This is a genomic window from Pseudomonas sp. NBB (genome assembly GCF_032701105.1).
GTDB classification, from domain to species: domain Bacteria; phylum Pseudomonadota; class Gammaproteobacteria; order Pseudomonadales; family Pseudomonadaceae; genus Aquipseudomonas; species Aquipseudomonas asiatica.
Map to the genome: position 1 here is coordinate 3643844 of NZ_CP103994.1, position 12717 is coordinate 3656560.

Annotated in this window: 13 protein-coding genes and 1 pseudogene; 12 read left to right on the forward strand and 2 right to left on the reverse strand. The window is 63.9% G+C overall.

The window, feature by feature from the left end:
* Positions 1 to 10 precede the first annotated feature (10 nt).
* The 3 genes and pseudogenes from NY023_RS16970 (at position 11) to pbpG (ending at position 3069) form a co-directional block, all read left to right on the forward strand.
* Complete coding sequence (locus NY023_RS16970) at positions 11 to 685, forward strand: polysaccharide lyase family 7 protein (protein ID WP_013973126.1); 675 nt, start codon at positions 11 to 13, stop codon at positions 683 to 685.
* Between the two features lie 166 nt (positions 686 to 851).
* Positions 852 to 1982 (forward strand): annotated as a pseudogene (locus NY023_RS16975) (sensor histidine kinase).
* A gap of 160 nt (positions 1983 to 2142) precedes the next feature.
* On the forward strand, positions 2143 to 3069 hold the full coding sequence (gene pbpG, locus NY023_RS16980) for a D-alanyl-D-alanine endopeptidase (RefSeq protein WP_023662495.1): 927 nt from the start codon (positions 2143 to 2145) through the stop codon (positions 3067 to 3069).
* 151 nt (positions 3070 to 3220) lie between these two features.
* On the opposite strand, the gene NY023_RS16985 is transcribed toward pbpG, so the two are convergent.
* Positions 3221 to 3667, reverse strand: a complete 447-nt coding sequence (locus NY023_RS16985) for a hypothetical protein (RefSeq protein ID WP_013973129.1) — start codon at positions 3665 to 3667, stop codon at positions 3221 to 3223.
* A gap of 171 nt (positions 3668 to 3838) precedes the next feature.
* Between NY023_RS16985 and NY023_RS16990 the strand changes: the two genes are divergently transcribed.
* From NY023_RS16990 to NY023_RS17030, 9 genes are all read left to right on the forward strand, one after another.
* Positions 3839 to 5173, forward strand: coding sequence for a lysine N(6)-hydroxylase/L-ornithine N(5)-oxygenase family protein (locus NY023_RS16990; RefSeq protein ID WP_013973130.1), 1335 nt, complete (start codon positions 3839 to 3841; stop codon positions 5171 to 5173).
* A 290-nt stretch (positions 5174 to 5463) separates the two neighbouring features.
* Entirely contained in the window at positions 5464 to 6657 is a 1194-nt protein-coding gene (locus tag NY023_RS16995) for a PepSY-associated TM helix domain-containing protein (RefSeq protein WP_013973131.1), read from the forward strand.
* Entirely contained in the window at positions 6654 to 7193 is a 540-nt protein-coding gene (locus NY023_RS17000; protein ID WP_013973132.1) for a hypothetical protein, read from the forward strand. Before NY023_RS16995 ends, NY023_RS17000 begins: the two co-directional genes overlap by 4 nt.
* A complete protein-coding gene (locus tag NY023_RS17005; RefSeq protein ID WP_013973133.1) occupies positions 7190 to 7510 on the forward strand; it encodes a hypothetical protein in 321 nt (106 codons plus the stop codon). The genes NY023_RS17000 and NY023_RS17005 overlap by 4 nt, the downstream gene beginning before the upstream one ends.
* Positions 7507 to 8076 (forward strand): DUF6162 family protein, encoded by a 570-nt coding sequence (locus tag NY023_RS17010; RefSeq protein ID WP_003260375.1) that lies wholly within the window; start codon positions 7507 to 7509, stop codon positions 8074 to 8076. Before NY023_RS17005 ends, NY023_RS17010 begins: the two co-directional genes overlap by 4 nt.
* A 16-nt stretch (positions 8077 to 8092) precedes the next feature.
* Positions 8093 to 8995: a metal ABC transporter substrate-binding protein gene (locus NY023_RS17015; protein ID WP_013973134.1), complete on the forward strand. Its 903-nt coding sequence runs from the start codon at positions 8093 to 8095 to the stop codon at positions 8993 to 8995.
* Positions 8992 to 9738: a metal ABC transporter ATP-binding protein gene (locus tag NY023_RS17020; protein ID WP_013973135.1), complete on the forward strand. Its 747-nt coding sequence runs from the start codon at positions 8992 to 8994 to the stop codon at positions 9736 to 9738. The genes NY023_RS17015 and NY023_RS17020 overlap by 4 nt, the downstream gene beginning before the upstream one ends.
* On the forward strand, positions 9738 to 10637 hold the full coding sequence (locus NY023_RS17025) for a metal ABC transporter permease (protein WP_013973136.1): 900 nt from the start codon (positions 9738 to 9740) through the stop codon (positions 10635 to 10637). The genes NY023_RS17020 and NY023_RS17025 overlap by 1 nt, the downstream gene beginning before the upstream one ends.
* Positions 10634 to 11503 carry a metal ABC transporter solute-binding protein, Zn/Mn family gene (locus NY023_RS17030; protein WP_013973137.1) on the forward strand — a complete coding sequence of 290 codons (870 nt, stop codon included), beginning with the start codon at positions 10634 to 10636 and terminating at the stop codon, positions 11501 to 11503. The genes NY023_RS17025 and NY023_RS17030 overlap by 4 nt, the downstream gene beginning before the upstream one ends.
* Before the next feature lie 161 nt (positions 11504 to 11664).
* Here NY023_RS17030 and NY023_RS17035 read toward each other — a convergent pair whose 3' ends face one another.
* Positions 11665 to 12717, reverse strand: a complete 1053-nt coding sequence (locus NY023_RS17035; protein ID WP_013973138.1) for a DUF1615 domain-containing protein — start codon at positions 12715 to 12717, stop codon at positions 11665 to 11667.

The window sequence follows — 12717 nt, forward strand, 5'->3', positions numbered from 1 at the left end:
AGTTCCCCCCATGAGCGTAGATATCAGCAACCTCACCATCGCCGTTCCGGTAGCCGAATCGTCGATCAGCACCGTAGCGGTCGAACTCACCGGCAGCGAAGCGATTGCCCTGTACCCGAACTACGTGACAGTGCTCAGCGATGGTTCGGTCCAGTTGTCTGCCCCCACCAAAGGCGCTTCGAGCAAAAGCACCCGCAGGACCCGCTGCGAGTGGTCGGAGCCGGAATACTGGAGCCTGGGCGGCGCCTTGGATCACTGGAATCGCCAGGAAATGACACTGACCAAGGTCAACTGGGCGCAGAAGGTGGTTATCGCGCAGATGCACGTCTACGGGGACGACAGCCCGCCCGTGAAGGTGTTCTGGAAAAAGGGCGACATCACCCTGGGGTTTCGACGGACCTACAACCAGGCGGATCCTGTGAATTCGACGGTGCTCAAGGGGGTACCGCTGGGGTCGAAGTTCGAGGTGAGCATCCACGCCACGTCGGCAGGCGTGGTCACCGTTACCGCCAAGTACAACGGGGTGACGGGTTCGTCCGGCGATCTCCAGTTCGACAGTACCTGGGCTTCGCGGCTGTTCGAGTTCCACGGCGGGGTGTACAACCAGGTGGACTACTCCGACACGACGCCCGCCGATGACGGCTCGATCTGCATCATCAGCGACCTCTCGCTGATCCATGCCTGAACCCAGGCACCCGGCGAGACATCCCGATGCCCCTGCATCCCGGCACAGGTTGCATCGGGATCGCCCTGCATTTAGCGATCAGCTCGAATGGCTGTCGCCCAAACTTCCTGATTCCCGGATGAACTAAGCTGTTCGGGTCTCTTTTTTCCAGACAGGGTTAGGCCCCATGAGACTGTTCGATTTCATTGATAGCAGTATGGAACCCATTCTCCAGGCTTGGGAAAACTACGCCCGCTCGGTTGAAACAGAGCTGCCGAAGCAGGACTCCTCCGGCTTGCGCGATCATGCCGAAAAGATGCTCCGCACCGTGGCCAAAGACATGAGAACGCCTCAGAGCAGGCAACAACAGTCCGAGAAGGCACAAGGCAGAGGCCCCAGGAGTTCAAGCGAAACCGCAGCGCAGACCCACGCTGTTGCTCGCTTGATAGCTGGGTTCTCGATGGACCAGATGGTGTCCGAATACCGGGCATTGCGCGCAAGCGTTCTGTCACTCTGGCTTACCCAGGAGTCGTTCGCAGACGCGCATCATGTTCAGGACATGATCCGGTTCAATGAAGCGATTGACCAGGCGCTCGCAGAGTCGATCGCTGCCTACGGAACGGCAGTCGAGGCGACCCGGAAAATGGTGCTAGCCGTGCTCGGTCATGATTTGCGTTCGCCCTTGGGCGCGATACTCATGGCTGGCGGGCTGATCCAGCGGCAGGCCGGTCTGGATGAAAAGGGAAAGTTACTTGCGACCCAGGTTTGTGCCAGTGCACATCGGGCAAATGTCATGATCAACGATCTGCTGGATCTGGCCCGCTGCAATCTGGGGACTGGCATTCCAGTGGATTTGCGGAAAATGGATTTGAATCCAATCTGCAAGGCTGTCATTGACGAACTGCGCACGGCGTTCCCGCACGCGCGCATCATCCTGGATGAGCAGGCGCACATCACGGGCCAATTCGACCCTGACCGCATCTCTCAGGTTTTCTCCAACCTGATAGGCAATGCCCTGCGCCATAGCGATGCAACGGCCCCGATCAAGGTCACGCTGGCCAAGGTGGATGGTGTTCCACGGGTCAGCGTCCAGAATTCCGGAGAACCTATTCCACCCGAGGTGATGCCCTAGATCTTCAAGCCGGAAGGGAGATACTCGAGCTACTCATCCGGAGAGCGTGGCTCAGCAGCGGGGCTCGGCCTTGGCCTGTTCATCGCATCGGAGATCGTGGCGAACCACGGTGGCAGAATTGAGGTGGAGTCGACTGAGGAGGACGGGACGACCTTCGAGGTTGTTCTGCTGTCTTCGGCAGAGTGATGATGGGTACAGAATTGGTACAGGATTAAATTTCGTTCACGTTGCGCCCTTTAGTCATAAGGCATTCGACAGCAAATCAGCCATACTCCAGAATGCAGCGGTTTTTTGGGGGAAAACCCTTGCACAGCCAACGACATACCAACTTTTAGTGAGCCTCAACGTGAAAACATCCCTGTCCATCCTCAGCCTGCTGCTGTTGCTCACAGGTACTGCGACCCTTCCGTCGACCGCTGCTGCACAACCCCCGGCCCAGGTTCAACGTGACCCATCCAAGCTGCATCTCGCCTCGGGCAGCGCCCTGCTGATCGACCTGAACACCAACCAGGAGCTGTATTCGAGCCACGCCGACCGCGTGGTGCCGATTGCCTCGGTGACCAAACTGATGACGGCGATGGTAGTGCTGGATGCCAAGCAGCCCATGGATGAGATGCTCACCATGACCATTGCCAACAACCCGGAAATGAAAGGCGTGTATTCGCGTGTGCGCCTAGGCAGCCAGCTCGACCGCCGCGAAACCTTGCTGATCACCCTGATGTCATCGGAAAACCGTGCGGCCAACACCCTGGCCAACCATTACCCTGGCGGCTACCCGGCGTTCATCAAGGCGATGAACGCCAAGGCCCGCAGCCTGGGCATGGCGCACACCCGCTACGTCGAGCCGACCGGCCTGTCGACGCAGAACGTGTCCACGGCCCGTGACCTGGCCAAGCTGCTGATGGCGTCGCGCAAGTACCCGATGCTGAGCGAGCTGTCGACCACCCGCGAGAAGACCGTGGCCTTCCGCAAGCCCAACTACACCCTGGGCTTCCGCAACACCGACCACCTGGTGAACAAGAGCAACTGGGACATCAAGCTGACCAAGACCGGCTTCACCAATGAAGCCGGGCACTGCCTGGTGCTGCTGACCCGCATGGACAACCGCCCGGTGGCCATGGTGATCCTCGACGCCTTTGGCAAGTACACCCACTTCGCCGATGCCAGCCGCATGCGTCAGTGGCTGGAAACCGGTGCTGCCAAGCCGGCGCCGGCGGTGGCCATGCAGTACAAGGCAGAGCGGCAGAACAAGGGGCGCCTGGCGGCCGAATGACCGGAGCCGGAATGATGGGGCCTGCACCGGCCCTATCGCCGGCAAGCCAGCTCCCACAGTGACAGCACCAGGCCTGCGAGAGCAACTGCCCTGCGCGGTCCATGTGGGAGCCGGCTTGCCGCGATAGGGCTGCACAGCAGCCCCAAGTTCGTCAGGCCGTGGCGCTGACCATTCCGCCCGCGCTGCTGCCACCCTCTTGCTGCAACAACTCCAGTAACTGCGCCGTGGCCGCCATGATCTGCCCGTTGATAGTGGCAATGCTCGCCTGCTTGGCTCCCACCGCAGCCGCCTTGGCAGCCTCGTCCATTTTGCTGTCCATCAATGCAGCAAGCTGCTTCTGCTCCTCGGCCAGCTGCTTCTGCAAATCCTTGATCAACTGACGCAGCTCGGACACGGCCTGTGACTCCCCACTGCCTTCACTGTCCGTGGATTGCGCCTGGCCAGCCCCGCCAACCTTCATGCTGTCGCTACTGATGCTCAAGGGCCCCAGTGCCTCACCAGCCTGTTTCGCCTGCTCGCGATCGGCAGTTGCGTTCGCACTCAGCGTCTGGGCCGAAACGCCGTTGATTATCAAATTGCTTGCTGTTATCCCGCTCATCTCGGTTCCTTGCCTCGAGTTGGCTCCTTGTCGTATCCCCTATCGGCCACCCCTCACAGTTCTTTAGTCCGCTTAAATTCCCCCCCGACTGGCTCGTTCCAACACATGTACTTGCGCAGGAGCCGGAGCCCCGGCGGGCGTCCAAATTCGACCATTCAGGGAATCGCAGCCATGAGCCAGCCCTCACAGCAGGAAACCATCAAAGATCTGATCGGCGTGGGCTTCGGCCCTTCCAACCTGGCCCTGGCCATCGCCCTGGAGGAACTCGCCGAGTCCCAAGGCCATGCCCTCGACGCGCTGTTCATCGACAAGCAGCAGGACTATCGCTGGCACGGCGAAACCCTGGCCACTCAGAGCGAGCTGCAGATCTCGTTCCTCAAGGACTTGGTGTCGCTGCGCAACCCCACCAGCCCCTACAGCTTCGTCAACTACCTGCACCAGAAGCAGCGCCTGGCCGACTTCATCAACCTCGGCACCTTCTACCCGTGCCGCCTCGAGTACAACGACTACCTGCGCTGGGCCGCCGAGCACTTCGCCACCCAGGCGGTTTATGGGGAGGAAGTGCTGCGCATCGAGCCGGACGTGCAGGCGGGCCGGGTCGAGCACCTGCGCCTGGTCTCGCGCGACGCCCAAGGCCGCGAATACAGCCGCCGCACCCGTTCGGTGGTGGTCGGCAGCGGCGGTACGCCGAAAATCCCGGAAAAGTTCGGTGCCTTCAAGGACGACCCGCGGGTATTCCACCACTCCCAGTACCTGAGCAGCCTGAACAAGCTGCCATGCACCGCCGGCAAGCCGATGCGCATTGCCGTGATCGGTTCGGGCCAGAGCGCCGCCGAGGCGTTCATCGACCTCAACGACAGCTACCCGTCGGTCAAGGTCGACATGATCCTGCGTGGCTCGGCGCTCAAGCCTGCCGATGACAGCCCGTTCGTCAACGAGATCTTCTCGCCGGACTACACCGACCTGGTCTACAACGAACCGGCCGACCAGCGCAGCAAGCTGCTGGGCGAATACCACAACACCAACTATTCGGTGGTCGACCTCAACCTGATCGAACGCATCTACGGCATCCTTTACCGGCAGAAGGTCGCCCACCAGTACCGCCACAACGTGCTGTGCCGGCGCCAGGTCGAAGCCGTGGTGGCCACCCGCGAAGGCCTGGAGCTGACACTGCGCGACCTCGCCACCGGCCAGCAGCAGACCCACCGCTACGACGCGGTGATACTCGCCACCGGTTACGAGCGCCGCTCGCACCGTGACCTGCTGGCGCCCCTGGCCGGCTACCTGGAAGATTTCAGCGTCGACCGCAACTACCGCGTGCTGGCCAGCCCCGACCTGCAGGCCTCGGTGTACCTGCAGGGATTCTGCGAAAACAGCCACGGCCTGAGTGACACCCTGCTCTCGGTGCTGCCGGCGCGCGCTGCGGAAATTGGCCGCGCGCTGTACCAGGACCTGGCGCAGCTGCACGGCAAGCCGCAACCGGCAGTGGCCCTGACCCGCGCCTGATCCCCTGCCCTCAAGGCATGCACAGGTCCTGTAGGAGCGGCCTTGTGTCGCGAAAGGGCTGCAAAGCAGCCCCGGCAATTTGTGCGTCTGCGCTGAAACCCTGGGGCTGCTGCGCAGCCCTTTCGCGACACAAGGCCGCTCCTACAGGGTCGCGCCAGCTTTCAGGCTTCTTTGCCTGAAACATTTGCTTGCATTTAAAACGGCAGGTTTTCGATTCTCATTCGTCCTTATCAATACAGCCCCTCTTTGGCTGGGCACACGCTCGACTCCCCATTGCAGAAGACCGTCAGATGGCCAAATCACCGAAAAAATCCAAATCCAGGCTGTGGTTCCTGGTCCACAGCTGGCTCGCCTTGCCGATCTGGTTCTTTGTCCTGATCGTCTGCTTCACCGGCATGCTCGCGGTGGTCAGCCAGGAAATCGTCTGGCTGGCCGACCCCGCCGTGCGCGCCAACAAGCCCGACGCCGACGCCGAGCGCCTGAGCTTCCAGCAGGTACTGGACGCCATGCACAAGGCCGAGCCGGACATGGTGGTGGAGCGGCTGATCCAGCCCGACGGTTCGCACTTCGCGGTCAAAGCCAATGTCACTCTGCCTGACGGCACCAGCCCGACACTGTATGTAAACCCCTACACCGGTGCCATCCAGGGCAAGACCCCGGACTTCAACTTCGAAGCCTTTACCCGCGCCTTGCACGGCTGGTGGCTGGTGCCGTTCACCAGCGGTTTCAGCTGGGGCTGGTACCTGGTGTCGCTGCTCGGCCTGCCCATGCTGGCTTCACTGGTCACCGGCCTGGTGGTGTACAAGAAGTTCTGGAAGGGCTTCTTCAAGCCGGTGCGCACCGGCCATGGTTCGCGAATTTTCTGGGGCGACCTGCACCGCCTGGCCGGGGTCTGGTCGATCTGGTTCATTGCGGTCATTTCCATCACCGGCACCTGGTTCCTGATCCAGGCAATCCTGGCCGACAACCACATCACCATTTCCAGCCGGCCCATCGTGCCGGTGATCGCCCGTGAGGACGTGCCGCAAACCCCGAATGGCAGCCCGGCAGCGCGCATCGACCTGGATGAAGCGGCACGCATCGCCGGCCTGGCGGTCCCGGGGCTGGAGATCAGCTTCATCTCGCTGCCGGCTACCGCCTACAGCCACATCACCCTGGCCGGACCAGGCTGGTACCCGCTGATGTTCCAGAGCGCCTCGGTGAACCCGTACACGCGTAATGTCGACAGTCAGTTCCTGATCAGCGACCGCTCCGCCCTGGAGTTCGTCACCGAGTCGATGCGCCCGCTGCACACCGGCGATTTCGGCGGCCTGCCGATCAAGCTGGTGTGGTTCTTCTTCGGCCTGGTCCTCACCCTGATGGTGTTCAGCGGTTTGCTGATCTGGACCAAACGCACCGCCCAGGCCACCGCCGCCGCCCTCAAGCGCAGCGAGCGCGCACCGCGCATGGCGCGCCATGAACCCACCGTGGAGATCCGCCCATGAGCCAGGCCCAAGCCGTGACCGTCAGCCCGCTGAAGCAACTGTGGCTGAAGTGGCGTTTTCACTTGAACATCCTGCTGATTCTCATCCCGCTGGGCTTCATGCCCAAGTACTTCGCCGAGGCCAAGCTGTTTCGCGGCGAAGCGGGGCTCGGCGCCAATGTGATCCACGACATCCAGGTCGGCCCCTATACCCTGGACCTGGCCGAGATGCGTGACGAGGCGCCCCGCGCCGATGGCCCGGCCGGCCACTTCAAGGTCTTCAATGCATCGCTGTGCAAGGCCTGCGTCAACGGCGTCAAGGCGGCCTACCTGCGCATCGGCAAACCGCGCAGCCTGCGCGCCGCCGGCACGATTTTCTTCGGTGCGCCGTACAACATGGGCACCTCGTTGCCGATCCCGCCACGCACCAAGCCCGACGCGCAGATCTGGATCACCCTGGAAGGCTGGGACGGCAGCATGCACCAGGCGTCGGTCCCCCTGGCCAAGGCATCGCCAGCCACCGTGGCCTGGCTCGAGAAACAAGGAGGCAAGAAATGAAACACCTGATACGCACCCTCGCCCTGCCCTTGCTGGTGCTGGCCGCCTGCCCGGCCCTGGCGCACAACCCGATGTGCGAGTGTGAAGAGCTGGCTGGCGGCCAGGTCAAGTGCACCGGCGGCTTCTCAGACGGCAGCGGCGCCCCCGGAGTTACCCTGGATGTGATCGGCTACGACGAACAGGTGCTGGTCGGCGGCAAGCTCGGTGATGACTCGACCCTGACCTTCAAGCGCCCGGACGGCGAGTTCTACGTGCTGTTCGATGCCGGCCCCGGGCACGTGGTGGAAGTCGACTACGCCGATATAGCCCAGCCATGAGCCGCGCCCAAGTGATTCGCCCGGCCGGCGCCGGGCACGAAACCCTGTACGTGCTGCTGGTCAGCCTGCTGATCGTGGTACTCGCCACCGGCGTGGTGCTGCTGCGCGGCGAACGCGAGGATGAACAGGCCATCGCCAGCCACCAGATAGACGCCCGTCGCGACCTGACCGCCGCCGAGCAAGGCCTGTACACCGACTTGCGGGTGGCCTTCGACGAAATCCAGCTGCTGCGTGAAGAGAACACCGCTGCGCCCAGCGTACAGGCACTTGCCGAGGAAGGCCTGCCGCCGTTCGTGGTCGATGCCGGCAGCCAGGGCCGCGGCAGCCACCAATGGTCGTGGCTGGAGACCGGGGCCTACCTTGGCCGCAGCCAGGCCCCGGAAGTGGCCGGCAGCCTGCTGCTGATCCTGCCGGCCGACAGCACCGGCCAGGCCGATGTCTGGCTGCGCCGCGACAGCGCCGCCGTGACCCCGGACGACCTTGGCCAGGCCGCCCTGATCGCCGCCGGCTGGCAGCAGGTGGTCAGCCATTACGACGCCGGGGTCACCCGCGAACACCGTCATTGAACCCAAGGACTTCACCATGCTCCGCTCCGCCCTCGCCCTGCTCCTGGCCATTGCCCTGCCGGCACAGGCCCTGGCCGATAACGGCAAGCCCCTGCGTATCGGCATTACCCTGCACCCCTACTACAGCTATGTGAGCAACATCGTCGGCGACAAGGCCGAAGTGGTGCCGCTGATTCCGGCAGGGTTCAACCCCCATGCCTACGAGCCACGGGCCGAGGACATCAAGCGCATCGGTACCCTGGACGTGGTGGTACTGAACGGCGTCGGCCATGACGATTTCGCCGACCGTATGATCGCCGCCAGCGAGAAGCCCGACATAAACACCATCGAGGCCAACCAGAACGTACCCTTGCTGGCGGCCACCGGCATTGCCGCCCGCGGCGCCGGCAAGGTGGTCAACCCGCACACCTTCCTGTCGATCAGCACCACCATCGCCCAGGTCAACAACATCGCCCGTGAACTGGGCAAGCTCGACCCGGACAACGCCAAGCTGTACACGCGAAACGCCCGCGCCTATGCCAAGCGCCTGCGCGCACTGCGTGCCGAAGCACTGGCCAAGGTCACCGAGGCACCCAGCGCCACCTTCCGGGTCGCCACCATCCATGCCGCCTACGACTACCTGGTACGTGACTTCGGCCTGGAAGTGACTGCGGTGGTCGAGCCAGCCCATGGCATCGAACCCAGCCCGGCCCAGCTGAAGAAGACCATCGATCAGCTCAAGGCGCTGGACGTGCGGGTGATCTTCTCGGAAATGGACTTCCCGTCGGCCTATGTCGAAACCATCCAGCGTGAATCCGGCGTGCGCCTGTACCCGCTTACGCACATTTCCTACGGCGAATACACCAAGGACAAGTACGAAGTGGAGATGAAGCGCAACCTCGACACCGTGGTCCGCGCCATCCAGGAGAACCGCGCATGACCGCCGCCGCCAACCTGGTGACAGCCTGCGGGCCGCGCATCGAGTTCGCCGGCATCGACCTCACCCTGGGCCGCACCCGCATCCTCGAGAATGTCAGCTTCAACGTCGCCGCCGGCAGCGTGCATGCCATCGTCGGCCCCAACGGCGGCGGCAAGAGTTCGCTGATCAAGACCCTGCTCGGGCAGATGCCGCACCAGGGCCAGCTGACCCTGCACTGGCCCGGCGAACGCGACGTGATCGGCTATGTGCCGCAGGCGCTGGAATTCGACCGTGGCCTGCCGATGACCGTGGACGATTTCATGGCTGCCATGTGCCAGCGCCGCCCTGCCTTCCTCGGCTTGTCGCGTCGCGTGCAGCCGGCCATCGACACAGCCCTGGCGCAGGTCGGCATGCTCGACAAGCGCAAACGGCGCATGGGCGCGCTTTCCGGTGGCGAACGCCAACGCGTGCTGCTGGCCCAGGGCCTGATCCCCGAGCCGCAACTGCTGGTGCTGGACGAACCGATGTCGGCCCTGGATGAAGCCGGCATCCAGGTGTTCGAACAACTGCTGCAGGGTTGGCGCCAGGCCGGCACCACCGTGCTGTGGATCGAACATGACCTGGAAGCAGTGATGCGTCTGGCCGACCGAGTTACCGGCCTGAGCCGCCAGGTACTGTTCGACGCCCCGCCCGCCCAGGCCCTGACCCCGGAGCGCCTGCTCGGCCTGTTCTCCGTTCACCCGCGTAGCGAGAGCCTTGCCTGATGAGTTTTGAAATCTTTCGGCAAACGGTCCAGGACTGGGCCACTGCCGGGTACCTGCCGGAGGCGCTGGCCTACGGCTTCGTGGTCAACGCTTTGCTGGCCGGTTTGATGATCGGCCCGGTGCTGGGCGGCCTGGGCACCCTGGTGGTGGTCAAGCGCTTTGCCTTCTTCTCCGAGGCGGTCGGCCATGCCGCGCTGACCGGCGTGGCCATCGGCATCCTGCTGGGCGAGCCCTACACCGGCCCCTACGGCAGCCTGTTCGGCTACTGCCTGCTGTTCGGCATCTTGCTCAACTTCCTGCGCAACCGCACCGGGCTGTCGCCGGACACGCTGATCGGCGTATTCCTGTCGGTGTCGCTGGCGCTGGGCGCCAGCCTGCTGCTGATGCTGGCGGGCAAGATCAACGTGCACATCCTCGAGAACGTGCTGTTCGGCTCGGTGCTGACCGTCAGCGGCCAGGACCTGGTGGTACTGGGCATCGTCGCGGTGCTGGTGCTGGCATTGGCAGTGCCGCTGTACAACCGCATCATGCTGGCCAGTTTCAACCCACAGCTGGCAGCCGTGCGCGGGGTGGCGGTGAAAACCCTGGACTACCTGTTCGTGGTGCTGGTGACCCTGGTCACCGTGGCCTCGGTGAAGGTGATCGGGGCGATCCTGGTCGGGGCGCTGCTGGTGATCCCCGCTGCCGCCGCACGCCTGGTCAGCCAGTCGCTGAAGGGCTTTTTCTTCCTGTCGGTGCTGATCGCCACGCTGAGCACGCTGCTGGGCATCCTGCTGCCGATCGTTTTCGACCTGCCGGTGCCGTCCGGCGCCGCGATCATCCTGGTCGCGGGCATCTGCTTCGCCCTGGCGGCGCTGGCCCGCGCCCTCGTCCCCCGCCTGCAAGGAAACCCGGCATGAACCTGAAACGCCTGACCCTGACCCTGGCGCTGGCCCTGGCCGGCCTGCCGTCGCTGTCTTTCGCCACGCAAGTGCTGACCACCCTGCCCGTCACCCACAGCCTGGCCAGCGCCTTGCTCGAGGGCACCAAGGTGCAGCTCAAGCGTGCAGCACCCGCCAACCTGCCTGCCAGCCGCCAGCCTTCCTATTTCAGCGGTCGCGGTGGCGCCAGCCTGCACAAGGCCGCGCAGCAGGCCGACGCGGTGATCGGCGTGCGCTCGATCTGGCGTGACGACCCGCTGTACCCGATGGCTCGGCGTAGCAATATCCGGATCGTCGAAATCGACGCAGCACGGCCAGTGGATGGCGCGCTACCGGGCATAGCGGTGAGCGGCGACGAGGCCTATGGCGCATACCCCTGGCTCAACCCGACCAACTTCGGGCGCATGGCCGACGTGGTAGCCAATGACCTGGAGCGGTTGGCGCCGGGCGACAAGGCGCAGATCCAGGGCAACCTGGCCGGGCTCAAACGCCAGTTGCTGGAGCTTTCGGCCAGCAGCCAGACACGCTTGGCCAAGGTCGACAACCTGACGGTGGTGAGCCTGTCGGAACGGCTGGGTTATCTGGCCAGCGGGTTGAACCTGGACATGGTCGAGCAGCCGCTGCCAGCCGAGTGGGATGCGACTGCGCTGAAGGCGCTGGGGGACAACCTTAAAGCGCAGGATGTGGCGCTGGTGCTGGACCATCGGCAGCCGGAGGCGGCTGTGGCCGAGGTGATCAAGGCGTCCGGGGCGAAGTTGGTGGTGGTGGAGAGTGACCCTGAGGATGCGTTTGCCGGGTTGAAGGCCAGTGTGGATCAGGTAGTTGCCGCCCTGGGCGAAAGCTGATCAGGCAGGCTGGCACGGTCAATGTGGGAGCGGCCTTGCGTCGCGAAAGGGCCGCATCGCGGCCCCAGGATTTCAGCACAGATGCACAAATTTCTGGGGCTGCTGCGCAGCCCTTTCGCGACGCAAGGCCGCTCCCACAGTTGATCGCGTTGAATGCAGCGCTAGCGCTTCATGCACCGCTGATAACGCTCATCCACCCGCCCGGCGAACCACGCCGTGGTCAGCTTGCGGGTGATCTTCGGGCTTTTCAGCTGGATCCCCGGTAGCACCGCCCGTGGCACCGGCTTGCCGGCCGCAGCATCAGCAAGGGCGAACACCCCGCTGTAGAGCTTGCTGTCCTCGAAGGCCAGACTATCGCCCTGCTCCAGCTGGCTGCGAATCTGCGGGTTGCGCAGGCCCAGCTTTCCTCCCAGTTTGCGTGCCGCCTTTTCAGTGGTCCCGGGCATGATCGAGCCCGGCGCCACCAGGTCGCCATCCAGCGCCAGCATCACCCCCGTCGCCTTGCTCAGTGCCGCCTGAAATGCCGCATTGCGGCTGGCGTACCAGCCCGCGTTGAAATCGGCAAAGCGATACAGCTGGCGATCATAGTTGGCCGAATAGCCTAGCAAGTGGGCGATACCGAAATACATGCCACCGCGCCGGGTGAACACTTCCTGGCGAATGCTGCCATCATGGCTGTAGGGGTAATCCCGCGCATGCTTTTCGGCAAAGTCGATGCTGACCTGCATCGGCCCACCGGTATGCACCGGGTTCAGCCCGCCCAGCAAGGTCTTGCCCAGCGGCACGCGAGCGATGACTTCGTCGTACAGTTCGCTCAACTGCTTCTCGCTGCGCACCGCCTGCAAACGCTGCTGGTAGCTCTTGCCATTACCCGACGGCGCCTTCAGTGCACCGTCGACCAGCAGCTTGGGGATGTGCAGGCGCGCAGCGCGGCGGTCGATTTCCTCTCGGGCGATACGCCCCAGGTTGGGCACTTGCGGGTCGGCATTGAAGGTCGATTCCTGCTCGGTCACCGCCAGCACCGCGCACAGGTTGCTCTTGCTGGGGGCAATTCGCTGGGCGTCGAACGCCACCTGAATGTCCCGGGCCCAGCCCTCGCGGTCCTTGGCCTGGGCGGGTAACAGCCGCAGCAGTTGGGCGCGGACCTTGGCCGGGTCCGTCTCGGGCGCTTCCTCACGGCGCCCGGCGCAGCCTTGCAGCAGCGCCAGGGCCAT

Excerpts from the sequence above, each read along its gene's own strand:
- NY023_RS16990 (WP_013973130.1), top strand. The coding sequence starts at position 3,839 with ATGAGCCAGCCCTCACAGCAGGAAACCATCAAAGATCTGATCGGCGTG.
- NY023_RS17010 (WP_003260375.1), top strand. The coding sequence starts at position 7,507 with ATGAGCCGCGCCCAAGTGATTCGCCCGGCCGGCGCCGGGCACGAAACC.
- NY023_RS16985 (WP_013973129.1), bottom strand. The coding sequence starts at position 3,667 with ATGAGCGGGATAACAGCAAGCAATTTGATAATCAACGGCGTTTCGGCC.
- NY023_RS17030 (WP_013973137.1), top strand. The coding sequence starts at position 10,634 with ATGAACCTGAAACGCCTGACCCTGACCCTGGCGCTGGCCCTGGCCGGC.
- NY023_RS16995 (WP_013973131.1), top strand. The coding sequence starts at position 5,464 with ATGGCCAAATCACCGAAAAAATCCAAATCCAGGCTGTGGTTCCTGGTC.
- NY023_RS17000 (WP_013973132.1), top strand. The coding sequence starts at position 6,654 with ATGAGCCAGGCCCAAGCCGTGACCGTCAGCCCGCTGAAGCAACTGTGG.
- NY023_RS17020 (WP_013973135.1), top strand. The coding sequence starts at position 8,992 with ATGACCGCCGCCGCCAACCTGGTGACAGCCTGCGGGCCGCGCATCGAG.
- NY023_RS17005 (WP_013973133.1), top strand. The coding sequence starts at position 7,190 with ATGAAACACCTGATACGCACCCTCGCCCTGCCCTTGCTGGTGCTGGCC.
- NY023_RS17015 (WP_013973134.1), top strand. The coding sequence starts at position 8,093 with ATGCTCCGCTCCGCCCTCGCCCTGCTCCTGGCCATTGCCCTGCCGGCA.
- NY023_RS16970 (WP_013973126.1), top strand. The coding sequence starts at position 11 with ATGAGCGTAGATATCAGCAACCTCACCATCGCCGTTCCGGTAGCCGAA.
- NY023_RS17035 (WP_013973138.1), bottom strand. The coding sequence starts at position 12,717 with ATGGCCCTGGCGCTGCTGCAAGGCTGCGCCGGGCGCCGTGAGGAAGCG.
- NY023_RS17025 (WP_013973136.1), top strand. The coding sequence starts at position 9,738 with ATGAGTTTTGAAATCTTTCGGCAAACGGTCCAGGACTGGGCCACTGCC.